At 59.4% G+C, this 25,919-nt stretch carries 25 protein-coding genes and 2 tRNA genes; 12 read left to right on the top strand and 15 right to left on the bottom strand.

All coding sequences use genetic code 11. From position 1 onward, the window contains the following. Positions 1–41 precede the first annotated feature (41 nt). Positions 42–1,100, top strand: coding sequence for a recombinase RecA (recA, locus tag BXA01_RS21975; RefSeq protein WP_024011876.1), 1,059 nt, complete (start codon positions 42–44; stop codon positions 1,098–1,100). 8 nt (positions 1,101–1,108) lie between these two features. Beyond that, positions 1,109–1,579 (top strand): recombination regulator RecX, encoded by a 471-nt coding sequence (gene recX / locus BXA01_RS21980; protein WP_041478085.1) that lies wholly within the window; start codon positions 1,109–1,111, stop codon positions 1,577–1,579. Positions 1,580–1,638: 59 nt separating this feature from the next. Here the strand turns inward: recX and BXA01_RS21985 are convergent, their stop codons facing one another. Further along, positions 1,639–2,754, bottom strand: coding sequence for a TIGR00730 family Rossman fold protein (locus BXA01_RS21985; protein ID WP_076566188.1), 1,116 nt, complete (start codon positions 2,752–2,754; stop codon positions 1,639–1,641). Between the two features lie 341 nt (positions 2,755–3,095). Here BXA01_RS21985 and BXA01_RS21990 point away from each other — a divergent pair, with 341 nt between their 5' ends. Further along, a complete protein-coding gene (locus BXA01_RS21990; protein WP_016770569.1) occupies positions 3,096–3,293 on the top strand; it encodes a hypothetical protein in 198 nt (65 codons plus the stop codon). Here BXA01_RS21990 and BXA01_RS21995 read toward each other — a convergent pair whose 3' ends face one another. Then, entirely contained in the window at positions 3,294–3,719 is a 426-nt protein-coding gene (locus tag BXA01_RS21995; protein ID WP_007908738.1) for a PA3611 family quorum-sensing-regulated virulence factor, read from the bottom strand. Between the two features lie 189 nt (positions 3,720–3,908). Between BXA01_RS21995 and BXA01_RS22000 the strand changes: the two genes are divergently transcribed. The 3 genes from BXA01_RS22000 (at position 3,909) to BXA01_RS22010 (ending at position 5,966) form a co-directional block, all read left to right on the top strand. After that, complete coding sequence (locus BXA01_RS22000) at positions 3,909–4,655, top strand: tRNA-uridine aminocarboxypropyltransferase (protein WP_076566191.1); 747 nt, start codon at positions 3,909–3,911, stop codon at positions 4,653–4,655. Positions 4,656–4,878: 223 nt separating this feature from the next. Further along, positions 4,879–5,529 carry a response regulator transcription factor ErdR gene (gene erdR / locus BXA01_RS22005; RefSeq protein WP_016771412.1) on the top strand — a complete coding sequence of 217 codons (651 nt, stop codon included), beginning with the start codon at positions 4,879–4,881 and terminating at the stop codon, positions 5,527–5,529. A 74-nt stretch (positions 5,530–5,603) separates the two neighbouring features. Then, positions 5,604–5,966: a diacylglycerol kinase gene (locus BXA01_RS22010; RefSeq protein WP_016771411.1), complete on the top strand. Its 363-nt coding sequence runs from the start codon at positions 5,604–5,606 to the stop codon at positions 5,964–5,966. Here BXA01_RS22010 and BXA01_RS22015 read toward each other — a convergent pair. Next, positions 5,963–6,889, bottom strand: coding sequence for a LysR family transcriptional regulator (locus BXA01_RS22015; RefSeq protein WP_024011881.1), 927 nt, complete (start codon positions 6,887–6,889; stop codon positions 5,963–5,965). The genes BXA01_RS22010 and BXA01_RS22015 overlap by 4 nt on opposite strands. Before the next feature lie 132 nt (positions 6,890–7,021). On the opposite strand from BXA01_RS22015, the gene fpr reads away from it, so the two are divergent. Beyond that, on the top strand, positions 7,022–7,801 hold the full coding sequence (gene fpr, locus BXA01_RS22020) for a ferredoxin-NADP reductase (RefSeq protein WP_007908723.1): 780 nt from the start codon (positions 7,022–7,024) through the stop codon (positions 7,799–7,801). Positions 7,802–7,971: 170 nt separating this feature from the next. Here fpr and tsaA read toward each other — a convergent pair whose 3' ends face one another. The 6 genes from tsaA to rimO form a co-directional block, all read right to left on the bottom strand. Beyond that, positions 7,972–8,670 (bottom strand): tRNA (N6-threonylcarbamoyladenosine(37)-N6)-methyltransferase TrmO, encoded by a 699-nt coding sequence (gene tsaA, locus BXA01_RS22025; RefSeq protein ID WP_076566194.1) that lies wholly within the window; start codon positions 8,668–8,670, stop codon positions 7,972–7,974. Positions 8,671–8,852: 182 nt separating this feature from the next. Then, positions 8,853–9,623 (bottom strand): SDR family oxidoreductase, encoded by a 771-nt coding sequence (locus BXA01_RS22030; RefSeq protein WP_076566197.1) that lies wholly within the window; start codon positions 9,621–9,623, stop codon positions 8,853–8,855. 130 nt (positions 9,624–9,753) lie between these two features. Further along, on the bottom strand, positions 9,754–10,221 hold the full coding sequence (locus tag BXA01_RS22035) for a DUF1456 family protein (protein WP_016771408.1): 468 nt from the start codon (positions 10,219–10,221) through the stop codon (positions 9,754–9,756). Positions 10,222–10,291: 70 nt separating this feature from the next. Beyond that, positions 10,292–11,002, bottom strand: coding sequence for an rRNA pseudouridine synthase (locus tag BXA01_RS22040; protein WP_076566200.1), 711 nt, complete (start codon positions 11,000–11,002; stop codon positions 10,292–10,294). A gap of 189 nt (positions 11,003–11,191) precedes the next feature. Beyond that, a complete protein-coding gene (locus BXA01_RS22045; RefSeq protein WP_076566203.1) occupies positions 11,192–11,665 on the bottom strand; it encodes a GNAT family N-acetyltransferase in 474 nt (157 codons plus the stop codon). A gap of 218 nt (positions 11,666–11,883) precedes the next feature. Beyond that, positions 11,884–13,221, bottom strand: coding sequence for a 30S ribosomal protein S12 methylthiotransferase RimO (rimO, locus tag BXA01_RS22050; RefSeq protein ID WP_024011887.1), 1,338 nt, complete (start codon positions 13,219–13,221; stop codon positions 11,884–11,886). Between the two features lie 349 nt (positions 13,222–13,570). Here rimO and BXA01_RS22055 point away from each other — a divergent pair, with 349 nt between their 5' ends. Next, on the top strand, positions 13,571–15,412 hold the full coding sequence (locus tag BXA01_RS22055; protein ID WP_373877939.1) for a potassium transporter Kup: 1,842 nt from the start codon (positions 13,571–13,573) through the stop codon (positions 15,410–15,412). A 195-nt stretch (positions 15,413–15,607) separates the two neighbouring features. On the opposite strand, the gene BXA01_RS22060 is transcribed toward BXA01_RS22055, so the two are convergent. Next, positions 15,608–15,934: a DUF3077 domain-containing protein gene (locus tag BXA01_RS22060; protein ID WP_076566209.1), complete on the bottom strand. Its 327-nt coding sequence runs from the start codon at positions 15,932–15,934 to the stop codon at positions 15,608–15,610. Between the two features lie 640 nt (positions 15,935–16,574). On the opposite strand from BXA01_RS22060, the gene BXA01_RS22070 reads away from it, so the two are divergent. From BXA01_RS22070 to BXA01_RS22080, 3 genes are read left to right on the top strand one after another with little or no spacing between them, the layout of a single operon-like run. Next, a complete protein-coding gene (locus tag BXA01_RS22070) occupies positions 16,575–17,342 on the top strand; it encodes a MarR family transcriptional regulator (RefSeq protein WP_076566213.1) in 768 nt (255 codons plus the stop codon). Position 17,343: 1 nt separating this feature from the next. Beyond that, positions 17,344–18,042 (top strand): hypothetical protein, encoded by a 699-nt coding sequence (locus BXA01_RS22075; RefSeq protein ID WP_076566216.1) that lies wholly within the window; start codon positions 17,344–17,346, stop codon positions 18,040–18,042. After that, the gene (locus BXA01_RS22080) at positions 18,039–18,722 is read left to right on the top strand and encodes a serine/threonine protein phosphatase (protein WP_076566219.1); all 684 of its coding nucleotides are present in this window, start codon (positions 18,039–18,041) and stop codon (positions 18,720–18,722) included. The genes BXA01_RS22075 and BXA01_RS22080 overlap by 4 nt, the downstream gene beginning before the upstream one ends. Positions 18,723–18,919: 197 nt before the next feature. On the opposite strand, the gene BXA01_RS22085 is transcribed toward BXA01_RS22080, so the two are convergent. The 4 genes from BXA01_RS22085 to BXA01_RS22100 form a co-directional block, all read right to left on the bottom strand. Then, positions 18,920–20,215, bottom strand: a complete 1,296-nt coding sequence (locus tag BXA01_RS22085; protein WP_076566222.1) for a virulence factor family protein — start codon at positions 20,213–20,215, stop codon at positions 18,920–18,922. After that, a complete protein-coding gene (mprF, locus tag BXA01_RS22090) occupies positions 20,215–22,854 on the bottom strand; it encodes a bifunctional lysylphosphatidylglycerol flippase/synthetase MprF (RefSeq protein ID WP_076566225.1) in 2,640 nt (879 codons plus the stop codon). The genes BXA01_RS22085 and mprF overlap by 1 nt, the downstream gene beginning before the upstream one ends. A 279-nt stretch (positions 22,855–23,133) precedes the next feature. Further along, positions 23,134–23,210: transfer RNA gene (locus BXA01_RS22095), tRNA-Met, on the bottom strand. 217 nt (positions 23,211–23,427) lie between these two features. Beyond that, positions 23,428–23,504 (bottom strand) — tRNA-Met (locus BXA01_RS22100). Positions 23,505–23,783: 279 nt separating this feature from the next. On the opposite strand from BXA01_RS22100, the gene dinB reads away from it, so the two are divergent. Next, a complete protein-coding gene (gene dinB / locus BXA01_RS22105) occupies positions 23,784–24,845 on the top strand; it encodes a DNA polymerase IV (protein WP_076567795.1) in 1,062 nt (353 codons plus the stop codon). Positions 24,846–24,955: 110 nt separating this feature from the next. Here the strand turns inward: dinB and BXA01_RS22110 are convergent, their stop codons facing one another. Beyond that, complete coding sequence (locus tag BXA01_RS22110; protein WP_076566227.1) at positions 24,956–25,909, bottom strand: hypothetical protein; 954 nt, start codon at positions 25,907–25,909, stop codon at positions 24,956–24,958. Positions 25,910–25,919: the final 10 nt, after the last annotated feature.

Raw genomic sequence — 25,919 nt, forward strand, 5'->3', positions numbered from 1 at the left:
GGTGTTGGCCGTCAGGCCTTATTGATTACGTGAGGACTTTAATGGACGACAACAAGAAGAAAGCCTTGGCTGCGGCCCTGGGTCAGATCGAACGTCAATTCGGCAAGGGTGCCGTAATGCGTATGGGCGATCAGGACCGTCAGGCGATCCCGGCCATCTCTACTGGCTCTCTGGGTCTGGACATTGCACTCGGCATCGGCGGTCTGCCAAAAGGCCGTATTGTTGAAATCTACGGTCCTGAATCCTCCGGTAAAACCACACTGACCTTGTCCGTGATCGCCCAGGCGCAGAAAGCCGGCGCGACCTGCGCATTCGTCGACGCCGAACACGCACTCGATCCAGAGTACGCCGGCAAGCTGGGCGTCAACGTTGACGACCTGCTGGTTTCCCAGCCGGACACCGGCGAACAGGCCCTGGAAATCACCGACATGCTGGTGCGCTCCAACGCCGTTGACGTGATCATCGTCGACTCCGTGGCGGCACTGGTACCGAAGGCTGAAATCGAAGGTGAAATGGGCGACATGCACGTCGGCCTGCAAGCACGTCTTATGTCTCAGGCGCTGCGTAAAATCACCGGTAACATCAAGAACGCCAACTGCCTGGTCATCTTCATCAACCAGATCCGTATGAAGATCGGCGTGATGTTCGGCAGCCCGGAAACCACCACCGGTGGTAACGCGCTGAAGTTCTACGCCTCGGTTCGTCTCGACATCCGCCGTACCGGCGCGGTGAAGGAAGGCGACGAAGTGGTCGGCAGCGAAACCCGCGTCAAGGTTGTGAAGAACAAGGTGGCTTCGCCGTTCCGTCAGGCCGAGTTCCAGATTCTTTACGGCAAAGGCATTTACCTCAACGGCGAGATGATCGACCTGGGTGTGCTGCACGGTTTTGTCGAGAAGTCCGGCGCCTGGTACGCCTACGAAGGCACCAAGATCGGTCAGGGCAAGGCCAACTCGGCCAAGTTCCTGGCGGACAACCCGGAAATCGCCGCGAAGCTCGAGAAGCAGCTGCGTGACAAGCTGCTGTCGCCAGCGGTGATCGCGGATTCCAAGGCCTCGGCGGTCAAAGAGACCGAAGACGACCTGGCCGACGCTGACCTCTGATACCAGCGATGACCACCGCCGTACTGGATACCCTCGTCGCGGTGCGGCGAACCGCCATGGACCTGCTCGCACGTCGCGAGCATGGTCGAGTCGAGTTGACGCGTAAGCTGCGTCAGCGCGGCGCCGAGGCGGAGCTGATCGAAACAGCCCTCGACCGTTTGACGGAAGAGGGTCTGCTTTCCGAAGCCCGTTACCTTGAAAGTTTTGTCTCCTACCGCGCCCGTTCCGGCTATGGCCCTCTGCGAATTCGCGAGGAGCTCAGCCAGCGGGGTTTGCAACGTACCGACATCGAAATCGCCCTGCGCGAAAGCGGTATCAACTGGCAGGCGCAGCTTCAGGATACGTGGCAACGCAAGTTCTCCGGACATTTACCGATTGATGCGAAAGAACGGGCCAGGCAAGGCCGGTTTCTGGCGTATCGGGGCTTCTCGATGGAGATGATCAACCGCTTGTTCAGCGGTCGAGGGATGGACGATTAGACCGATTCAACAAAAAAGGCCCGCTATTTTTTAGAAAATAGCGGGCCTTTTTTTTGCCTTCAAATTACGTTGAAAGGCTCGCGTGAGCGTTGTGCAGTGGGCGGTTTTGAATCGGCCCAGTTTTCCGGCAGATTGATAAAGTCCACCAACTCCCTCAGACGACCATGGGTGCGGCCATTGAAGGCAAACGCCAGCCGCACCAGATGGCTGAACTGCGCATCGTCGTGTTCTTCGCCGCTGTAGGCATGTTGATGAAACTCGTCGCTCAGGCACAGGTCGGTGAACTCTTCCTGCATCTGCGTCAGTGCCTGGTCGCTGAGCTTGTGGTTCATGCGAATTACAAATTGCCGCTTGAGCCAGCGGCTGGAGTGGAAGTTGCTGTAGAACTGATTGATCTCGTCCACCGCGTCTTCAACGCTGTAAACCAGTCGCATCAACTTCATATCGGTCGGCAGGATGTAGCGGTTTTCTTCCAGCTGATTGCGGATGAAGTCCAGCGCGCCTTGCCAGAACGTCCCGCCCGGAACATCCAGCAACACCACCGGCACCAAAGGGCTTTTGCCGGTCTGAATCAGCGTCAGCACTTCCAGCGCTTCATCAAGGGTGCCGAAACCGCCCGGGCACAGTACCAGCGCGTCTGCCTCTTTGACGAAGAACAGTTTTCGGGTGAAGAAAAAGTGGAATGGCAACAGATTATCGGTGCCGTCGACCGTGGGGTTGGCATGTTGTTCGAAGGGCAGGGTGATGTTGAAACCCAAGCTGTGATCTCGACCGGCTCCTTCGTGGGCGGCGGCCATGATGCCGCCGCCGGCGCCGGTGATGACCATCATCTCTGCACGCGTCAGCGCTGCGCCGAGTTCGCGGGCCATCGCGTATAGCGGATGTTCCACTGGCGTACGTGCCGAGCCGAACACGGTGACTTTGCGCCGGCCCTTGAATTGTTCGAGCACGCGGAACGCCTGCTCCAGTTCACGCAGGGCTTGCAGGGTGATCTTGGCGTTCCAGCGGTTGTGGTCTTCCTGAGCCATGCGCAGCACGGTGAGGATCATGTCGCGGTAGATGGGGATGTTCGGGCTGTCGGTGGAAACACGGTTGAGTTGGGCTTCGACCTGGCTGATGAGGTCGCCGCTTTCCTGAAAATGACGGCTCAAGAGGTCATTCGGTTGATAAGGCATTCAACGTCTCCTTCTGTACAGAGCGGGTAGCCCGGACAACCAGCGTCCGGGTCGCACTGCAAAAACACACAGGGCCGGCAGTTCCATTTCTGCCGTTAACGAATGATCGGGAATACTCTCAATCTAGACCCTCGCACGCATTCGCGCTGACTTGAACAGTGCGCTGTAACGTTTTGCCTGGCAACCGCTTACTGATTTGCGCCAAACCATCGCCGCTCGTCTGAACGTATCGCAAAGGGCCATCACTCTGATTTACTCAAATACAGACGTCGCAAGACAACCTTGCGTTTGCGCAAGGCCAGGCAATTCAAGGATTCGTGGGTGGCAAGGAGGCGGGATGCATGGTCAGAGTGGTTCTGGAGATCGATACGCAGCTGTATCGAATGTTGCAGGAGTCGGCCGAGACGCATCAATTGAGTCTCGAAGAAGAGTGCTGCCGACGATTGGCCGGCGGCGAGCGTCGGTCGCGCTATCTGCAGGCGCTAGTGGCGGAATTGCGCGCCGAGGATGAGCAGCGGCGCGCCAAGGCTTCGCGCTGATTACTTCTTCTTCGCTGGCGCGGCTTTCGGGCAATCGGATTCCTGGTAACTGGCCGAGCCGATCGCTTTGTTGGTTTTCACTTCGGTGAAGTCGTAACGCATGATCGCGCCCTTGGCCATCAGCTTGCGGTACGACGGGTTGTTGCACACCGACGCGCCCAACTGGAAATACACAGCCTTGGGATCGGCGCGCATCTTGTCGGCGTGGCTCTTTTGCACGCTCAGATGGTTGATCAGCTGCGTGCCTTCGACGGTGTAGCCTTGATCAAGAATGTCTTCATTGATCGCCCGTGGCGTGCCGACGCTGCTTTGGGCGGCGACGTTGCGCAGCTCTCTGTTCAGATTCTGCTCACTCAGGGACGCAGCCTGAGCGGTAAAGGACGACGCCAGCAGAATGGCAGCGGTGGGAACGATAAGGCGCAGCATGAAACTCTCCTGATTCGGTGACTGGTGCTTCGACCCGTCACGGGGCGGTGCGTTCAGTGGCGGCGAATTATAGGGGAGCCGGTCTGGACGGTACAGGCTTGTGGCCGTCGCTCTGGTAAACTGCCGGCCTTTATTGCCCTGCCGAGTGTCGTTCGTGTCGAGTTTCCCTGTCTGCCGGTGTTGCCTGCGATGAACCATGCCCCCAACGCCGTGGCCCGCCTGCGCGATCAGCGTGAGGACGAAGGTATCAAGCCGATTCAGGCGCGCGGCTTTCGCTCCGAGCGTTGCCGCGATTGCCGGGTCATCATCAGTCATTGCCTGTGCGCGTGGCGGCCAAGCGTCGACACCCGTTCCGGCGTGTGCCTGATCATGACCGGCAAGGAAGTGTTCAAGCCAAGCAACACCGGTTGGCTGATTGCCGATGTGGTGCGCGACAACCATGCGTTCATCTGGTCACGCACCGAGCCCGACCCGCAGATGCTTGCACTGCTCAACGATCCGCAGTGGCAGCCGTACCTGGTGTTTCCGGGTGAGTATGTCGAACCGTCGCGGGTGACCAACACGGTGACAGTCGATAGCAGCAAGCGCCCGCTGTTCATTTTGCTCGATGCGACCTGGACCGAGGCGCGCAAGATCTTTCGCAAGAGTCCGTATTTCGACCGCTTGCCAATCCTCAGCCTGCTGCCCGACAAACTCTCGCGCTATCGCTTGCGCCGTTCGACCCGCAGCGAGCACCTGTGCACCGCTGAAGTTGCGGCGTTGTGCCTGGAGCTGGCCGGTGACAGCGCTGCCGCTTCGGCGCTGGACGCCTATTTCGATGTGTTCAGCCAGCATTACCTCGGTGCCAAGCAGCAACTGGACATGAATGAATCAACCCCCGCTCACGCCGAGCTGCTGCCCTATATACGAAAGCCGCAGCCGGAGTTGGCCCGATAGTGGCCCATACTGTCGGCAGCGCTGGCCATCTTGCTTGACCACCCCGGCTGCGCTGGGCATGCTTGGCGCCGATTAGGGTGCGGCCAAGGTTTGAGACGCCGTGTTTGCTGTTGATTGGCGTCGAACGTGCCCCTGTGGATATCGCTTCCAAGCGCTGTCTCGAGTTGCTTTGGCCAGACCGGAATCTACCGCGTCTGCCATCAAAAACAGGATCATTTGAAAAATGGCCACATACGACATCCTGATTGCCGATGATCACCCCCTGTTTCGCAGCGCCCTGCACCAAGCGGTCACGCTGGGCCTTGGCCCGGACGTGCGACTGGTGGAAGTGGCGAGCATCGCCGAACTGGAAGCCCGCCTGACCGAGAAGGCTGACTGGGATCTGGTCCTGCTGGATCTGAACATGCCCGGCGCCTATGGTTTTTCCGGACTGGTGCTGCTGCGCGGGCAGTATCCGCAGATTCCGGTGGTGATGGTGTCTGCCCAGGAAGAAGCTTCGGTGATGGTCAAGTCCCGCGAGTTCGGCGCCAGTGGTTTCATTCCCAAGTCCAGCGATCTGAGCGTGATTCAGGAAGCGGTGCGCAAGGTGCTCGATGGCGACGTGTTCTGGCCGCCGCAAGCGTTCGAAGCAGTCAGCGTGTCGGATGAGGCGAAAGCTGCCAGTGATGGCCTCGCCAGCCTGACGCCGCAACAGTTCCGCGTGCTGACCATGGTCTGCGAAGGTCTGCTGAACAAGCAGATCGCTTATGAGCTGAGCGTGTCGGAAGCGACCATCAAGGCCCACGTCACGGCGATCTTTCGCAAATTGAACGTGCGCACTCGCACGCAAGCGGCTTTACTGCTGCAACAACTTGAGTCAATTCCCAGCCAGTGATGGCTGGCGGTTTCACGCTTTTTTGACTTTCGTTGATCTAGCTTCCCCACACCTTTTTGGCTGGTTTTTTTCTTATGTCACCTTTCAAGGGCCAGACCGGCCTGAAACGCATCCTCAACGCGTCCGGCTATTCGCTCGATGGCCTGCGCGCTGCCTTCACCGGCGAAGCGGCGTTCCGTCAATTGGTGCTGCTCAACGTGGTGCTGATTCCGCTGACGTTCTTCCTCAATGTCAGCCGGGTCGAGCAGGCGGTGTTGATCGCGGTTTGCTTGCTGGCGCTGATTGTCGAGCTGCTCAATTCGGCGGTGGAAGCGGCCATTGACCGCATCTCGCTGGAATTGCACCCGCTGTCGAAGAACGCCAAGGACATGGGCAGCGCCGCGCAGTTCGTGGCGCTGAGCATGATCGGGCTGGTGTGGGCGGTGATTCTGCTTTAAGCAATGGTCGGCAAGACGATCTCGTCGCTGCGCTGCACCCCGGCGGTGAAAGCGCGGCACAGCTCGAGAAACTCGCGCATTGCTGAAGTCTGGTACTTCTGTTTGTGCCAGATGAAATAGAACTGCCGGGCCAGATCCAGATCCGGCGTCTCCACCGGCACCAGACTGCCGCGCCGGAAGGCATCGCGCAGCGCCAGCCGCGAAATGCAGCCAATCCCCAAGCCAGATTCCACTGCGCGCTTGATCGCTTCGGTGTGTTCCAGCTCGAGACGAATATTCAGCGCGCTGCGATGGTGACGCATGGCTTGGTCGAAGGTTAGCCGCGTGCCGGAACCCTGTTCCCGCAGAATCCATGCCTCATGAGTCAGCTCTTCCATCGTCGCACTGCCACGTTTGGCCAACGGATGCTGCGGCGCGCAAAACACCACCAGCTCATCCTCGACCCAACTCTGCACTTCGATGTCCGGGTGGCTGCAATCGCCTTCGATTAGACCCAGATCAATTTCGTAGTGGGCGACCTGCTGCACGATATTGGCAGTGTTCTGCACGTGCAGCTTGACCTGACTTTCGGGGTGGCGCTGCATGAAGCTGCCGATCAGCAGGGTGGCCAGATAGTTGCCAATAGTCAGCGTCGCCCCCACTGATAGAGAGCCGAACCCGGATTTGCCATTGAGCAGGTCTTCGATTTCCTTGGCCTGGTCGAGCAGGGCCACCGCTTGCGGCAACAGTTGTTTGCCGAGGGCGTTGAGGCTCAGGCGTTTGCCGGCGCGGTCGAACAGTTGGCAGCTGGACTGGCGCTCGAGCTCGGTGATCGAAGTGCTGGCCGCCGATTGCGAGAGGTTGAGCAGACCCGCAGCACGGGATACGCTTTCCTGCTGGGCGACGGCGACGAAGACTTGCAGTTGACGGAGAGTAAATCGCATATCGATATAACCGATAACCCTTATCTTAATAATCCAGTTAACAGATATTGTCGTCGCTATTAGAATGCGATGCAATTGCGCACGTTGAGCCTCATTGAGCCGCGCAGACCAATCTCCAGGAGTCAAACGTACATGAGCAACATGAACCACGAGCGTGTCCTCAGTGTTCATCACTGGAACGACACTCTGTTCAGCTTCAAGTGCACCCGCGATCCGGGCCTGCGCTTCGAGAACGGTCAGTTCGTGATGATCGGCCTGCAACAGCCCAATGGCCGCCCGCTTATGCGCGCTTACTCGATCGCCAGCCCGAACTGGGAAGAGCATCTCGAGTTCTTCAGCATCAAAGTGCAGGACGGTCCGCTGACCTCCCAGCTGCAGCACTTGAAGGAAGGCGACGAGATCATCATCTCGAAGAAGCCTACCGGCACGCTGGTTCTTGATGACCTAAATCCGGGCAAGCACCTGTACCTGCTGAGCACCGGCACCGGTCTGGCGCCGTTCATGAGCGTGATTCAGGACCCGGAAACCTACGAGCGCTTTGAGAAAGTGATCCTGGTTCACGGTGTGCGCTACGTCAACGAAGTCGCTTACCGCGAATTCATCACCGAGCATTTGCCACAGAACGAATTCTTCGGCGAAGCGCTGCGTGACAAGTTGATCTACTACCCGACCGTGACCCGCGAGCCGTTCGAGAATCAGGGCCGCCTGACTGACCTGATGCGCAGCGGCAAGCTGTTCAGCGACATCGGCCTGCCACCGATCAACCCGCAGGACGACCGCGCAATGATCTGCGGCAGCCCGAGCATGCTCGACGAGACCAGCGAAGTGCTCGACAGCTTCGGCCTGAAGATCTCGGCGCGGATGCGCGAGCCGGGTGATTACCTGATCGAGCGTGCGTTCGTCGAAAAATAACCTGCGATATCCTTAGGAGTGAGCCTGCTCGCGAATGCGGTCTGTCATCTACTTTGATGTTGCATGACACGACGCCTTCGCGAGCAGGCTCGCTCCCACAGTGATTTTGTATTGAATGTAAAAGCCCGCGTTGCCTGAGAAGGCAGCGCGGGCTTTTTCGTTTGCGGGCTTTATGCCCCGGCCGGGATGACTTCCAGCACGCGGATCTGTTCGGGCGTCGGGTAATGCCAGCGCACGTCCAGATCCCAGAACTGCGCGCCATATTCACGTTCCGGTGCCGGTGTCTGATACGCCGGGCGCGGATCCTGAGCCAGACATTGTTCAATCAGCTCAACCAATGGCTCTTCAAGCCGCTGAGCGTGGGTGTGCGCTTGTTTCAAGGCTGAATCCGCCCACTGCACGTCGATCAGCTGCGGCGCGGCGCTGGCGATGTCATTGGTTGCCCCGGGAATGATGTCGGCGTACGGCACGTACGGTTTGATATCCAGCACCGGCGTGCCGTCGAGCAGATCGATCCCGGAGATAAAAAGCCGATTACCTTCGACCCTGTCAAGCTTCACCACCGACTGGCCAATGCCGTTCGGCCGGTGCGTGGCGCGGGTGGCGAACACGCCCATCGACTTGTTGCCGCCCAGCCGGGGCGGGCGCACTTTCAGGCGCGGTTTGTCTTCCAGGGCTTGGTGGAACAGAAACAACAGCCACACATGGCTGACCTGTTCCAGCCCCTGCACGGCGTCACCCTGGTCGAACGGCGCGACCAGTTCCAGCACGCCACGGGCGGCCGGGGCCAGTTGTGGCTGGCGGGGGATGGCGAACTTCTCCTTGAAGCAGGAGCGCACGAAGCCGATGGGGGAAACGCTGTAAGTCATGGTTTGGGATCGAAGCGGGTAGGGCGGGCATGATAACCCGGCCCGCTTCAAGTCTGGTGGTGACAGGGCGGACGCCATCGCTGGCAAGCCAGCTCCCACAGGTTTTTGAGTGAACCTGGATTGTTCAAACACCAAAGAACCCTGTGGGAGCTGGCTTGCCAGCGATAGTCACACCGCCGATGTCAGAGGCTGAAGCCACCATCCAGCGGAATGATATTCCCGGTCATATAAGCCCCCGCCGTACTCGCCAGGCTGATCGCCAGCGCCGCCATCTCTTCCTCACGCCCCCAGCGCTTCATCGGAATCAGCGCCGTATCCTCAGCCAACGCCTGTTCATCATTACCAATATGCTGGGTCATCTTGCTCGGAAAGCGACCCGGCGCAATCACGTTGACGTTGATGTGCTGGCTCACCAGTTCTCGCGCCAGAATGCGCGACAACTGATGCAGAGCGGCCTTGCTCGGCCCATAGGCGTAAGCCTGCTCGCCAAACGAAGAAATTCCCGCCACCGAACCGATATTGATGATCCGCGCCGGATTCGCCGCCGAACCGGCCTTGCGCAGCAACGGCAGAAACTGCTGGATGCAACTGAACACCGACGTCACGTTGAGCTGCATGACCTTTTCCCAGCCCTTGACCGGATAACTCTCCAGCGGCGCGCCCCACGTGGTGCCGGCATTGTTCACCAGAATGTCCAGATGAGTGATCTGCTCACCCAGACGCGCGGCCAGTTCCCTCACGCCTTCCTCGGTCGCCAGATTTGCCGCCACGCCGTGGCAAATGCCCATGGCGCCGAGTTCTTCGGCGGTTTGATGGCAGGCTTCAACGTCGCGCGAGCACACGTAGACATGGGCGCCGGCCTCGACGAAGGCCTTGGCGATCATCTTGCCGATACCACGGGTGCCGCCAGTCACCAGAGCGGTGCGGCCTTGCAGGGAGAAGTAGGGATGCATGGCGAGTCCTGAAGATTAGGGGATCAGTACACTCTAGGCCATGCGGCCAGCTTCGAGCTGCAAGCTACAAGCGGCAAGTCAAACACCGTGCTCCGCCTTGCCGCTTGTAGCTTGCAGCTTGCAGCTGTTTTCAGGCTCTCACGCGCAGCGTGAGCCCTTTGAGGAAGTTACGCAGCAACTGGTCACCACACGGACGGTAGTTGGTGTGGCCGACCTTGCGGAACAGCGCGCTCAGTTCAGGCTTGGATACCGGAAACTCGGCTGCTTTAAGAATCGCGTGCATGTCGTCTTCTTTCAGTTCGAAGGCCACGCGCAGTTTTTTCAGGATGATGTTGTTGGTCACCGGCACTTCGATCGGTTGCGGCGGACGGCTTTCGTCCTTGCCGCGCTTGAAGATCACCAGGCCGTCGAGGAAGTGCGCGATGACTTCGTCCGGGCAGCGTACGAAGCCTTCTTCGTCTTCTTCTTTCTTGTCGAGCCAGGTGATGACATCGGCGAGCGTGACGTCCATGCCGCCCAGTTTGATGATCTCGACAACTTTCTTGTCGCTGATGTCGAGCATGTAGCGCACGCTGCGCAGTACGTCGTTATGAACCATCTCGGTATTCCTGATGCGTTGTGGGCAGCGCTCGTAAGCACTGCCGAAATGTGTGGTGGCAGTGGAAGTTCTAGAACTTCTCTTTGCCGGACAGGTAGCGCCACTGGCCGAGCGGGACTTTGCCGATCGACACGCCGCCGATGCGGATACGACGGATGCCGATGACCTTCAGGCCGACCGCTTCGCAGAACTGCGCGATGATTCCCGGCTGCGGGTTTTTCATGGCGAAGCGCAGGCGGTTTTCGTTCTGCCAACTGGCCTTGACCGGCGGCAGCTCTTTGCCCTTGTGGGTCAGGCCATGCTGCAAACGGTTGAGGCCGTGGGCAGCCATCTCACCTTCGACTTCAACGATGTATTCCTGCTCGATCTTCGCTGCGTCGGCGGTGAGCTTGCGCAGGATTTTCCAGTCCTGGGTGAACACCAGCAGGCCGCTGGCCTTGGGCTGCAGGTCGGCGCTGGCGGTCAGGCGCAGGAAATGCCCGCGCAACGGACGCTTGCCGTAGCGATGCTCTTCGCTGAGAGTTTCGGCGCTGAGCGTTTGCATGGCGCTGTCGACATCCATGCCGGCGGGCGCGTTGAGCAGGATGGTCACCGGCTCCGGCGCAGTGGCCTTGGCGTCCTTGTCGAGCTCGACCTTTTGCTCGCCGACCTTGAATTGCGGCTCATCGATGACTTCGCCGTCCACGGTGACCCAGCCGCCCTCGATGAACAGCTCGGCCTCCCGGCGGGAGCAACCGACCAGTTCGATGAGGCGTTTGGAGAGGCGAATCGGGTCAGTCATGACGGGGCCGTAACAAAAAAGGGGTGGGCATTGTACCTGTGTGGAAGCGGTTAAGCCCGGTTCCATTTACTGGATGGTCGCTTTGCCTGTGGGAGCTGGCTTGCCAGCGATGGCATCGCCTTGGCATTTGTTGGTCACCGCGGCGTCTGCATCGCTGGCAAGCCAGCTCCCACAGGGTTCTATGTGGTGTCAGGCATGATTCGCGCGCTGCTGGTTTTGCCGCAAGCGCATATGCAGCAGCGGATACGGCTGGCCCATGCCATCGACCTCGGAGCGGCCGATCACTTCAAATCCCTGCTTTTCATAAAAACCCAAGGCTTGCGGGTTCTGCTCATTGACGTCGAGTTCATCGGCGTTGAGCCGTTCGATCGCATAGCGCAGCAACTGCTTGCCCAAGCCTTGACCACGATGATCAGGATCGATGAACAGCATTTCAATCTTGCCCGCCGCCACACCGGCAAAACCGGTGATGCGCTGCTGGCAGTCCTTGGTGCAGATCAACATCACCGCATCGAGATAGCGGGTGAGCACCAGATTGCGCAGCAGCTCGATGTAACTGTCCGGCAAGAACTGGTGAGTCGCACGGACCGAGGCCTCCCAGACCCGGGTCAGTTCTTCGTAATCGCTGATTTTCGGTGTGTGGATGACCGAATGCTGACGCATGTGCGTGTGCCTCTTGTGCGGTTCAAGGGAGTCCGTCCCCCGCTAAACGATAGCCGCAAAAAAGCCCCGCATCTCGTAAAAGAGCGGGGCTTTTGAATACAGCGCTATCCCCCTGTGGGAGCGAGCCTGCTCGCGAAGGCATTGTGTCAGGCAATATTTACAGCGACTGACCCAGCGCATTCGCGAGCAGGCTCGCTCCCACAGGTATTTTGCGGTGCTTAGATCTGCTCAGCCCACAGGTCGTATTCGTCGGCGTCAGTCACCTTGCACCAGACCTTGTCGCCCGGCTTCAGGTTGCTGCCATTGTCGATAAACACGTTGCCATCGATTTCCGGGGCGTCGAAGAAGCAACGGCCAACCGCGCCTTGTTCGTCAACCTCGTCCACCAGCACTTCAATCTCACGACCGATGCGCATTTGCAGGCGTGCCGAGCTGATCGCCTGCTGGTGCGCCATGAAGCGCTCCCAACGATCCTGCTTGACGTCGTCCGGTACCACTTCCAGATCCAGATCGTTGGCCGGAGCGCCATCGACCGGCGAGTACTGGAAGCAGCCGACGCGGTCGAGCTGGGCTTCGGTCAGCCAGTTGAGCAAGTACTGGAAATCCTCTTCGGTCTCGCCCGGGAAGCCGACGATGAAGGTCGAACGGATGATCAGGTCCGGGCAGATTTCGCGCCAGTTCTTGATGCGCGCCAGGGTCTTGTCTTCGAACGCCGGGCGTTTCATCGACTTCAGGACTTTCGGGCTGGCGTGCTGGAACGGGATATCCAGGTACGGCAGGATCTTGCCGGCGGCCATCAGCGGGATCAGCTCGTCGACGTGCGGGTACGGGTAAACATAGTGCAGACGGACCCAGACGCCCAAGGTGCTCAACGCTTCGCAAAGCTCGGTCATGCGGGTTTTCACCGGCGCGCCGTTCCAGAAACCGGTGCGATATTTCACATCAACGCCGTAAGCGCTGGTGTCTTGCGAGATCACCAACAGCTCTTTAACGCCGGATTTGACCAGGCGCTGCGCCTCGTCAAGCACATCGCCAACCGGACGGCTGACCAGTTTGCCGCGCATCGACGGGATGATGCAGAACGAGCAGCTGTGGTTGCAGCCTTCGGAAATCTTCAGGTAGGCGTAGTGGCGTGGGGTCAGCTTGATGCCTTGCGGCGGCACCAGGTCGATCAGCGGGTTGTGATCCTGACGCGGCGGCACCACTTCGTGCACGGCGTTGACCACTTGCTCGTACTGCTGCGGACCGGTCACGGCCAGCACGCTCGGGTGTACGTCGCGGATGTTGCCTTCTTCCACGCCCATGCAACCGGTGACGATGACCTTGCCATTTTCCTTGATCGCTTCACCGATCACTTCCAGCGACTCGGCCTTGGCCGAATCGATGAAGCCGCAGGTGTTGACCACCACGACGTCGGCGTCCTGATAGGTGGACACCACGTCATAGCCTTCCATGCGCAGCTGGGTCAGGATGCGCTCGGAGTCGACCAGTGCTTTCGGGCAACCCAGAGATACAAAGCCAACCTTTGGATTGGCCGGCGCAGGAGTGGTGGACATGTCTAACCTCGGTGTTTTGTGACGTCGCTGGCCACGCGCGGCAGCTGACGGATGGGCGCTTGAGATGCGCCTCTGATCAAAAAGTGCGCAATTCTAGCGGCGGGCAACGCACTTGACCAGCTTTATACGGGGAAATACGACGAGTGCTGCGCTATGCTTCGCGCCGTTGAGCTTTACCGATTTCGTGCAGTCAATCATTGGTCTGTAACAACAGGTAAAACAGCGCATGCTGCAACTCAAAGCATAGTGCTTCCTTCAAAGAAGCCGGTATCGAGATCAGGAGTGTTGGATGGGTCAGGCAAGTAGTCATGCGGCGGGCGCCGAGGGTTCGGCAAGCAGACCGCTGAGCATGCTGGTCGCGGCAGTCGGGGTGGTTTATGGCGACATCGGCACGAGCCCGTTGTACACCCTCAAGGAAGTGTTTTCCGGCGGTTACGGTGTGCCGGTCAATCACGACGGTGTGCTGGGCATTCTGTCGTTGATCTTCTGGTCGCTGATCTGGGTGGTCTCGATCAAGTACATGATGTTCGTCCTGCGCGCCGACAACCAGGGCGAGGGCGGCATCATGGCCCTGACGGCGCTGGCACGGCGGGCAGCGGCGGGGCGCAAGCGCCTGCGCACGCTGTTGGTGGTGTGCGGGCTGATCGGCGCGGCGCTGTTCTATGGCGACAGCATGATCACCCCGGCCATTTCGGTGCTGTCGGCGATCGAAGGTCTCGGCCTGGCGTTTGAAGGCATCGATCACTGGGTTGTGCCGCTGTCGCTGGTGGTGCTGGTCGCGCTGTTTCTGATCCAGCGCCACGGCACCGCGCGGATCGGCATTCTGTTCGGGCCGATCATGGTCACCTGGTTCCTCGTCCTCGGCGCCCTCGGTGTGTACGGCATCAGCCACACCCCGGAAGTGCTGCACGCGCTGAACCCGATGTGGGCGGTGAATTTTTTCGTCGTGCACCCAGGCATGGGCGTAGCGATCCTCGGCGCGGTAGTGCTGGCGCTGACCGGCGCGGAAGCGCTGTACGCTGACATGGGCCACTTCGGCCGCAAGCCGATCGCCCGCGCCTGGTTTCTGCTGGTGCTGCCGGCGCTGGTGCTGAATTACTTCGGCCAGGGCGCACTGCTGCTGGAAAACCCGGACGCCGCGCGTAACCCGTTTTATCTGCTGGCGCCGAGCTGGGCGCTGATTCCGCTGGTCGGCCTTTCGACCCTAGCCACGGTGATCGCTTCGCAAGCGGTGATTTCCGGTGCGTTCTCCCTGACCCGTCAGGCGATCCAGCTCGGTTACATACCGCGCATGTACATCCAGCACACCTCCAGCGATGAGCAAGGCCAGATCTACATCGGCGCGGTGAACTGGGCGCTGATGGTCGGCGTGGTCCTGCTGGTGCTGGGCTTCGAATCCTCAGGCGCACTGGCTTCGGCCTACGGCGTGGCGGTGACCGGCACCATGCTGATGACTACCATTCTGGTGTCCGCCGTGATGTTGCTGCTGTGGAAATGGCCACCGATCCTTGCGGTGCCGGTGTTGATCGGCTTCCTGTTGGTGGATGGTCTGTATTTCGCCGCCAACGTACCGAAGATCGTTCAGGGCGGCGCTTTCCCGGTGATCGCCGGTATCGCCCTGTTCGTGCTGATGACCACCTGGAAGCGGGGCAAACAGCTGCTGGTCGAACGCCTCGACGAAGGCGCGCTGCCGCTGCCGATCTTCATCAGCAGCATCCGCGTGCAACCGCCGCATCGCGTACAGGGCACAGCGGTGTTCCTCACCGCCCGCTCCGACGCCGTGCCGCATGCGCTTTTGCACAACCTGCTGCATAACCAGGTGCTGCATGAGCAAGTGGTGTTGCTGACGGTGGTCTACGAAGACATCCCCCGTGTGCCGCCATCGCGGCGCTTCGAGGTCGAAGCGCACGGAGAGGGCTTCTTCCGGGTGATCCTGCACTTCGGCTTCACCGACGAGCCCGACGTGCCGCAGGCGTTGAAGCTGTGTCATCTGGATGATCTGGACTTCAGCCCGATGCGCACCACCTACTTCCTTAGCCGGGAAACGGTGATTGCCTCGAAACTCGAGGGGATGGCGCGTTGGCGTGAGGCGTTGTTTGCGTTCATGTTGAAGAATGCCAATGGCAATTTGCGGTTCTTCAATCTGCCGTTGAACCGAGTGATCGAGTTGGGGACGCAGGTGGAGATGTAACTTCGCGTTATAGAAAGAGCCCCCGTCAGCCTTGTGGTTTGCGGGGGCTTTTTTGTGCCTGCACATAAACTTTCAATCCATCGTATATCCCCTGTGGGAGCGAGCCTGCTCGCGAAGGCTTAGTGCCAGTCGAAGCATGTGGTGGCTGAACCACCGCATTCGCGAGCAGGCTCGCTCCCTCAAGGGTCTGCGGTGTTAGGGGCTATCAGGTAATTCTTTTTCAGATTCAGTCTTCGTCCGCGCAGGTCGTGGGATCAGCGCTTGGATCACATCATCAATCAAGGCTTTGCCCATCACCGTCAGGTAATGCGCGGCCCAGGCATGGCGATCGGTGTCTCTGATGAAAGCAGCATCCTCGGCGAAGGATTTGGCGAGGGATAGCAGGTCGGAGGATTGGGACAAGGCATCGATGATCGGGATGCCGGCGCGGACGTTGAAGAACGCTTGATCCGCGTTATAGAGGAAAGGGGTGAAGCCGATGGTTGTAAGGTCTGAAGGCGTTGACGGAGTTTCTTTGCTCATTGTTTTGCTCCCTAAAACGAGGAGCTGCCGCATTCGTTACCACACGAATGGGTGGCAGCTGTACGCAGGGTGGTAAACCGGGAGAGCAAAGAAACCGGCAGACCCGAAGGTCTCCCACGTACAGCTGCCATGACAGTAAATTACAGGCGTAAAAGAACGCCTGATGTCGTGATGGAGGCACTGTTGCACTTTGCCTAACCGGGTTACCACACCCGATCGCTGAATGGGTCAGCGACGTCCGGAGAGTATCCCGTCGAAAAACAGCGCAATAGAGCGGCAAAGCGCCCGAACACGAGTTTCGGAGTTTGCCTACAAGGTCTGTGGGCGTCATCTGATATTGCGAGACTGGAAGTAAACGATACTAAACGTCACGTACGAACCGACGTGTGCACAGCATTCAGGTTCGTATGACGGCATCAGCGGAACAAGAAGTACAGGATGAACCAGAGGAGCTTCGGATCGAGAAGAAGACCAGTGAACGATTGCTCATCTTTGATTTGGTCCGCGCAATCAGCCATGACGATATGCGGGCAAGGTATGCAGCGATTAGTGATCGACCCAAGGGCTTGACGACCCGGCATCGGCAGTGAGACAAGTGTCCACGTTTTATGGAATGTGGACACTTGAGGTTTTGAGCTAAATGAAGAGTCAAGACATTTTACTTTTGTTCAAGATGGCCAGTCTCCACGCTCAGGAAGAGAACCTCTTGGGGGAGATGGAGGCCGAATCGAATTCGGACAGGGTCGAAGAGCTGCTCAGGCCTTATGTCGTCAGCCCAATGACCGCAGGGGAGAGTGTGGGGAAGCCATTGGTCACCTACTCCACTGATGGGGAAGACACAATCTTCCATCGCAGCGAACTCGATTCGCCTTTCGCTGATGGGCCAGGCTGGGAGGGATGGGCGGAACCAGCATCTGATCCACCGCTGACAAGTTGGAGCGATCGGTACTCTCTGCGTGCGCTGTCTGCCTCTCTCGGACTGAGCAAAAGCGAAGTCTCAAATGCTCTCGCCCGATGCCGGGAATCCGGATTGCTCATCCATGACTACGACACCGGGCTTGCCAAAGTGCACCGCCGGGAACTGCTGAAAATTACCGAGTACGCGCTGAAGTACTTCTTCCCGGTCAAGCCTGGCGCGATGGTTCGTGGCATACCCACAGGCTTTGCGGCGCCTGCGCTGTCCAAAAGCATCAAGAGTGCGGGTGGTTTGATTCCGGTCTGGCCGGATGCGCAGGGAACCGAGCGAGGCCAAGCGATAGAGCCGCTTTACAAAACAGTGCCGGAAGCGGTGAAAAAAGACCGGATCCTTTACCACTATCTGGCGCTCGCTGATGCAATCCGTCTGGGTGGTCCGCGTGAGTGTGGTGTGGCAATCAGTATTCTGAAGGCAGGGATGGGGCTTAAATAACATGTCGTCAAACGCGGATCACAACTACGAACTTATTGAGTTCGTGGCTGAAGGCTTGGGCGAGGCGTTTCTCGCCGAAGTTGCTTTTGTTGGCGGTTGCACAACTGCCATGCTGGTTACAGATACAGCCGTGCTGGACGACATTCGTTTCACTGATGACGTTGATTTAGTGATCGAGTTGGCCGGTATCAGCGCCTGGAACCAACTCACTGAACGGCTGGCTGCCAAGGGATTCAAGATCACCGGTGAGGACGAGGTCAATTGTCGTTTTCGCTTCAATGACGTTGTTGTGGATGTCATGCCTTCCGACCCTGCAGTACTCGGCTATGCCAACCGCTGGTTCGTCGAGGGGCTGGCGAGTGCGGATAAATTCACCTTGCCCAGCGGCACTGTCATCCAGATATTCCAGCCCACGTATTTTCTCGCGACGAAACTGGAAGCTTTCGCCGGTCGGGGAAATGGTGATCCTTATCACAAGGATGTCGAGGACATGATCATCTTGATCGATGGTCGGCCTGAGCTGTTGGAGGAGGTGCGCCAGACTGACAAGGACCTCAAGGCGTTCATCACAGAGGGAATCCACAAGCTGATGGCGCTCGATGGGGTTGGCTACGTGATCGAAAGTTCAGGCTCGGTGCAGGCGAATCCGGGTAGAGGACAGATTATTCACAGGCGTATGAAAGCGCTGGCCAACGCATGAGATACCACTCCCGATCAATCACTGGGCAAGCCAGCAGGGCAAATAATGACTATGCCGGAGCGACCTGTGAGGGGGACGGTGGTTTTTTTGTTGTCGCGGATGGCACTTCCAGGCGCGGCAGTGGACAGCTGGCTGAAAGCTTCGTAAGCGGCATGTTGGCGGCTCATTCCACACGGATGGAGCTGGGGGACTATCCTGCAGACCCCGGAACTGTTGAGCGTCTATTGGCTTCAATACTGGCGGATTTTCATGCGTCGTTGCCTGCTGATCAGACGGGAGCCATCTGTTACCTGATTGGCTTGGTCGCTCATGACCGACTCACCGTTGCATACGAAGGTGACTGTTCATGCGGGATTGCAACACTGGCGGGAGCCATCGAGTGGATTACGCCACCTCATTGCAAGGCCAATTGGCGGCGCGACCGTTCGCACTGTGAGTTGGCGCAAGATCCAGCTCGAAATTCAGTAACGCGATGCCTAAAGATCAATCGGGTTCCGAACCCTGACTTTGTTTGTTGTGCACTGGAGGCTGTTGAGCGCTTGGTATTTGTCACTGATGGCTTCTGGGCGGACTTGACGCAAGCCCAGCAAAGCATTTTGTTGGCGGCGCCGGATAGCGACTTTAGCGTTGGCGACGATGATGTCACGTGGATAGATGTTCAGCTTGGCCCGCAAGGCTGATGAGCTGTCTGAATCCAGCGCCATCCCTTGTAGGAGCGAGCCTGCTCGCGAATGCGTAGTGTCAGTCGACGAATCTGTAAACTGACCCACCGCTTTCGCGAGCAGGCTCGCTCCCACAGGGATTTTGGTGGCTGTTGGGATGTAAAAAGCCCCCGTAACTGCGAAGTTGCGGGGGCTTTTTGTGGATGCGCTTCAGATCACTCTTCGGCGACCGAATCCTTGCTCTGACGCTTCTGGATCAAATCCACCAAGCGCTTGGCCAGCGCCGGGTAGTTTTCATCAAAGTGATGCCCGCCAGGCAGTTTCACCGCTTCACCAACAGCAGTCTTGTCGGTGCAGCCACTCTCATCCGTCTCTTCTTCACCATAAATGCACACAACCTTGGCCGCCGGCAGCTTGGCCATTTCCGGGCCGGTGGCGGCTTCTTTGCCGGCGTTGCCGAGCCAGCCTTCGACTTCGATTTCGAAGCTGCCGGTGCGGGCGAAGGCGAGCAGGATGATCGCGTCGACGCGCTGCTGTTCGTTCTCTGGCAGGCGGTTGTAGATCGCCGGGAGTACGTCAGCGCCGAACGAATAGCCGGTGAGGATGAAGCGTTTGGTGCCCCATTTCTGCCGGTAGTGCTGCATCAGTTCGGTGAGGTCGAGCGCGCTTTGTTCCGGGCTTTTGTGCTGCCAGTAGTAGCGCAAGGTATCGATGCCGACCACCGGGAAACCGATCTTGGCCATTTCGCCCGCCACGTCGCGGTCGAGGTCGCGCCAGCCGCCATCGCCGGAGAGGAACAGGGTCACGGTGTCGTTGGCCTGACCGGCCGGCACTTCCACGACCGGGATCGCCAGGCCGCCGTTGGCCTTGTCGCCGCCGACGAGGATTTTGCGCAGTTCGTTGTTCAGCACTTGCGGCAGGTTGATGTCGTAGTCGCTGATGCTTGTCTCGGCGTTCGGCTGATCGCGCACGAAGCCCGCGCTGGCGTCGTCCGGGTTGTCGTTCCACGCCACCAGCCAGTGGCCGTGGGCGGCAGATTTCGGCAACAGGTGGGTGCAGCCGGGTTTTTCCAGAGCCAAGTCGACGGAGATGGCCTGGGCCTTATCGTCTTTCTGTTCCGCCAGCCAGCGCCATGCCAGCACAGCGCCTGGGCCGATGCCGCTGACCAGGGTGGCCGGGCCATTCAGTTCGCGCAGGCCTGATTGCAGGGCGCGGCTTTGCAGCAGGCAGTCCTTGGGCAGAATCACCTGAACGATCTGCGCCGAGGCGCTGCGGCTGAGGGTGGTCAGTTGTTTCTCGGAAAGCTTCTGTTCGTCGGTGACGGCCACCAGTACCTGAGCCTTCGGCTTGTTGCCGGGGATCACGCGGGTCATGGCCGTGCCATCGGCGGGTTTCAGTTGTTCGACGGTCGGTTCCGGTGCCGGACGTTTGAGGTACCAGTAACCGCCGCCGGCAATCACGGCCAATACCAGCAGGGCGGCCAGGATGTACTTCAGGGAGCGTTGAATCATCAGCGTTTCACCAATCCAGTCAAGCCGCCCGCGATCAGGGCAGCAGTGTCGGCCAGCGCCACGAGCGGATCGAGTCCGGCGGGCACGGCCATATAACGGGGTTCCCAGTCGGGCTGGAACTTGTCTTTGAAGCGGCGCAAACCTTGGAAGTTGTACAGCTGCTCACCACGGCGGAAGACCATCGAGCCCAGGCGCTGGGTCAGCGGTGCGCCGCGCCGGGGTTGCAGCCCCGACAACGGCACCATGCCCAGGCTGAAGCGCGCGTATCCGTGACTCTTATAGTGTTGAATCAGGCCGACCATCATGAATTCCATGGTCAGCTTCGGCGCTTCCGGGTGCGCGCGCATCAGGTCGAGACTGGCCAGGTCGTGGCTGTAGGTCTCGAGCAGATTGGCGAACGCTACCGGGCGGCCTTCGAAGCGAATCACCGCAATGCGGAAATGCTTCAGGTAATCGTCGCTGAAACGGCCAAGGGAGAAGCCTTTCTCGCGCACGTTCTTGCCGGTCAGCCAGGCATCGGAAATCACTTTCAGCTCGTCCATCGGCGCCTGCCCCGGCTCATGGATTTCCAGCGACAGTCCATCGCGGGTGCCACGGTTCCAGGTGTAGCGCAGGTCCTTCATCTCCTTGCCCTTGGCTTCCAGATCGAAGCGTTGCAGATCGACCCGGGCTTCTTCGCCGAGCTTGATCGCAGTCAGGCCGATGTCCATGTAGTACGGCAGGTTCTCCGCACGTACCTGATAGAAAACCGGGCGCGTATGGTGGATGTCGCAGAGATCGCGGAACTGCCAGATCATTTCCGCACGTTGCTGGCCCGGCCCGATCGGGTCGTACAGCGCCACCAGACTGCGGCCACGGCGGGCGTACATCAGGAACGCCTCGTCGTTGGGATGAAACAGCAACGCCTTGTCACCGGTCAGCGCGAGGCCGCCGTCGGGTTGCGACGAGGCCATGAGGATTTTCGCCGCGCGATCCAGTTCGTCCGGCGTCGGCAAATGAATCACCGGGCGCGCGGTGCGCAGCAGCCAGGTCAGCGAGATGATCACCAGCAACACCGCCGCACCGAGCAGCGAGCGCAGACCGCGCGGCGCGTCAGCATCGAGGGTGAACTGCCACCACAGCTGATGGCTGTAGGGTACGTCCTGATAGGCAAACAGCAGCAACCAGGCCGAAGCGCCCAGCACGCAGAGACTGGCGACCAGATACAGCGGCGAAAACGGCAGTTCGGTCAAACGGCTCGGGCGGTAGAAGGAGCGGCGGAACACGCCGAGCAGCGCGGCCGTAAACGTCATCAGCGTGGCTTCTTCCCAGTCGAAGCCTTTGAGTAGCGAGAGCAGGGCGCCGACCAGCAGCAGAATGGTGGTCAGCATCCACGCCGCCGACAGGCGTCGGCGCAGACCTTGGGCGAGCAACAGACACAAAACGCCAATCAGGCTGGCGCCGAAGTGCGAGGCATCGACCAGACGATGCGGGATCAGAAAACCGATGTGCTCCAGGCGCGTGTCGATTTCCGGGGTCGCGCCGGAAAACAGCAGCACCACGCCAGACAGAAACACCAGCACCGCCAGCACCGGCGCAGCCAGACCGGACGCCGCGCGCATGGTCTGGGATTGAAACAGGCGCTGGCCTTCGTTGATCAGCAGTAGTACGCAAGCGACCAGCAGCGGCAGCACCACGTAGATCAGGCGATACAGCAGCAGGGCAGCGGCCAGCGGTGCGGCGCCAAGCTTGTCGGCAAACGCGGCGAGCAGAATCGCCTCGAACACACCAACGCCGCCCGGAACGTGACTGAGCACGCCCGCAGCCAGTGCCAGCAGATACACCAGCAGGAACGGCGCAAACGGCGGCGCTTCCGGCAGCAGCAGATACAGAACGGTGGCGGCAGCCGCGACATCGAGGGCGGTGATCACCAGTTGCAGGAAGGTCAGGCGTCGACCCGGCAGGCGCAATGTCCGCCGCCCGGCACGGACCAGCAGATTGTCGGGGTAGGGTTGTTCCGGCAGACGACGGCGATAGATGCCGATTGCCAGCACAGCACCGAGGATCAATACGGCAGCGGCGACCGAGCCCAGCAAGAATTCGGACAGCCCCAGCGCTTGCGAGGCGGCGGGCAGGTTGCTCAGGGTGGCCAGCGCTGCCAGTGGCGGCAAGGCGCAGCCCAGCGAGAGGCTGGCGAACAAGGTCATGTGCGCGACTTCCGACGCACCGACGCCCAGTCGCGCATATAAACGATAACGAACCGAGCCGCCGGACAGCAGCGACAGGCCGATCGCATTGCCAATCGCAAATGCGGTGAAACCGCCGAGCGCGAGGGTGCGCGGCGGCAGTTTCACACCAGCGTAGCGGCTGGCCGACCATTCATAGCCGAGCAGAATGATGAACCCGACCACGGTCGCACCGATGGCGCCGAGCAGGGCAGGTTTGGGCACGTCCAGAATCGAGTCATGCAGCGCGTCGAGATCGAGTTCGGCGAGCAGATGGCGGCAGGCAATCAGGGCAATGGCAAACAGCAGCAACGTGACGGCCAGACCGATCGGCTGACGGTATTTGCTTAATCGATCCAGCCAGCGCAAACGCTCGGGTTTGATCGGTTGTTCTGCTGTAACGGTGTCTTGTGGATCAGACGAGTTGGCGCGCATCAATCACCTCTTGGATTGTGCGCGACAGGATGGAGGTATCCAGCCAAGTTACCAATCCCTGTAGAAAAAAATAATCACAAAATACTACGCCTCTCGTCGGGCATCGGCGAGGGCAGTTCCTGGATTGCAGAAACCCTGTCTGCGACTCAAGCATAGTCGCAAGTCAGTGGTTCTGATGATCCCCAGCGGTTCACTGCACAGTGACAGATCATTGTTGCGAAAGGACTTTTTCAACAGATACAAAAAAGGCCACTCTTTCGAGTAGCCTTTTTTGATGTTTGGTTGCGGGAGCCGGATTTGAACCGACGACCTTCGGGTTATGAGCCCGACGAGCTACCAGACTGCTCCATCCCGCGTCTGTGTGGCGGCATTCTACAGGCGAACGACGAGGTGTCAACCGCTAATCCCGGAATGGGCCAAATAACTGCGAAATCGCGGCAAACGGTCGCAGGTGATGCGTAAGTTTCGGAAATGCAAAAAATTGCCGTTTCGCCAGCGATTGAGCAGGGCGCCCGTTTGCAAAACAGACGCGCACAAAAAAGGCCACTCTTTCGAGTAGCCTTTTCTGATGTTTGGTTGCGGGAGCCGGATTTGAACCGACGACCTTCGGGTTATGAGCCCGACGAGCTACCAGACTGCTCCATCCCGCGTCTGTGTGGCGGCATTCTACAGAGGTTCGCGAGTGTGTCAACCGCCGATCTGGATAAATCTGTTGAGGTTCAAGCGCTTAGCGTCTTTTCCGGGCGGGCGACCGGTGCGCAGGGCAAGCGGCGCAAGGCTTTCAGCTCTATTGCGCGCTGATCTGTGATTGAAAAAATAAATTCATCGGAAATCTCCTACGGTCGGAAAAGAACATTCAACCACTGGTGCTATATACAGGTACCAATGAGATACTGCCGCTCCGGCTTGCCACGTTGTCTTTTTCCGACATGACCCAGCGAAAAATCATCCACATCGACTGTGACTGTTTCTACGCCGCCATCGAGATGCGCGATGATCCGCGTCTGGCCGGCAAGCCGTTGGCGGTGGGTGGTTCGGCGGATCGGCGCGGGGTGATCGCCACCTGCAACTATGAAGCGCGCGCCTATGGTGTGCGCTCGGCCATGGCGTCCGGTCACGCGTTGAAATTGTGCCCGGACCTGACCATCGTCAAGCCGCGCATGGAGGCTTATCGCGAAGCTTCGAAAGAAATTCATACGATCTTTGCCGACTACACCGACCTGATCGAGCCGCTTTCGCTGGACGAGGCCTATCTGGATGTGTCCGACAGCGCGCATTTCGGCGGCAGCGCCACGCGCATCGCCCAGGACATTCGCCGCCGGGTCTCCAACCAATTGCACATCACCGTTTCCGCAGGCGTTGCGCCAAACAAGTTTCTGGCGAAGATCGCCAGCGACTGGAAAAAACCCAACGGCTTGTTCGTGATCACCCCGGATCAGGTCGAGGAGTTCGTCAGTGGTCTGCCGGTGAGCAAGCTGCACGGCGTCGGCAAGGTCACCGCCGACAAGCTCGGCAAGCTCGGCATCGTTGACTGCCAGCATCTGCGCGAGTGGGGCAGGCTGGCGCTGGTGCGCGAATTCGGCAGTTTCGGCGAGCGCTTGTGGAATCTGGCTCGTGGGATCGATGACCGTCTGGTGCACAACGACAGCCGCCGTCAGTCGATCAGCGTGGAAAACACCTACGACGTTGATCTGCCGGACTTGCGCAGCTGCCTGGACAAATTGCCCGAGCTGCTCGATACCCTGAAAACCCGCATGGCGCGGATCGACAGCAGTTATCGACCGGGCAAGCCGTTCGTCAAAGTCAAATTTCATGATTTCACCCAGACCACGCTGGAGCAGGCTGGGGCAGGGCGCGACCTGGGCAGTTATCAGTTGATGCTGACGCAGGCGTTCAACCGCGGCGGCAAGCCGGTGCGGCTGTTGGGGGTGGGAGTGAGACTGGAGGATTTGCGCGGCGGGTTTGAGCAGATGGAGTTGTTTGAGCGGTAGATTCGCGGTGCCTGGCAGGGCCTCTTCGCGAGCAGGCTCGCTCCCACATTGGATCTTTGTCGTTCACAAATCCCTTGTGGGAGCGAGCCTGCTCGCGAAGCTTCTAAGCTTTAATTCGGTCCCGGATCAGCCACCAGGCGCCCGGCATCCTTGGCCAGAGACTTGAGAAACTCAGTCTGCAACTCAGGATCATTGCGGGTCAGTTCGATCAGGCTCTGTTCCAGTTCGCTGGCTTCTTCTTCCAGACCCAGCTCCGACAGGCGTTTGACCCGGTGTACCCACTGGCTAAGCTCGTCATCTTCCAGATCGTCATAAATCAGCCCGTGCGCCTCAATCAACTTGCCGCGCAGGTGGCGGCTGAGCATCAGGGTCGAGTCGGAGTGCACATCGTCCTTGGCGTCTTCGACACTGATCTGCAAGCGGCCAACATGGTTGAGGTCATGTTCGGCGAAAGGGCTGTCGAGCAGATTCAAGCGCAGCACGCCGTTGCGGTCGGTGGTCATGTCGAATGTCTGCTTGCCGGCCTTGACCTGCACCGGTCGTTCGCTCCACGGCAGGCTCGAATACTCCGTGCGCTTGTCGCGCTGGACTTCGTCGATGCCCGCGAGGTTCTGCTGCGCGCGACCATTGGACTGCACGTTCATGAACGGGTTGAGCCCGGCAAAACCGTAGCTCAGCCAATCCTTGGTGACGCTGTCCGGCAGGTTACCGAGAGCGAACACGTTGACCACGTTCGCACCGACACCACCGACCACGGCCACCGCCCCCAGCGGAATCTCGTAGACTTCGCGCCAGGGTTGGTAAGGCGTGTAGCGGTCGTAACGACGGGTGACCTCGAACTCGGTGACCTCGAAAGTCTTCTGCTCGTTGATCTTCACGCGTCGCTGCGGCAGCTCGAGCACCTTGGGCTCGCCGACATCGATCTGCAGGCTGTGATCGAGCAACTTTCGCTCGACCCGCTCTTCGTGCTCGCTGCGTTGCGACATGTGATTGGCGCAGCCGCTGATCAGCAGGGCGCCGCACAGGGCGGCGCCACCGAGGCCTAAGGTGTTTCGCTTGAACATGACGTCTCTA

It is taken from the genome of Pseudomonas sp. B10 (assembly GCF_900156235.1).
Lineage (GTDB): Bacteria > Pseudomonadota > Gammaproteobacteria > Pseudomonadales > Pseudomonadaceae > Aquipseudomonas > Aquipseudomonas siliginis.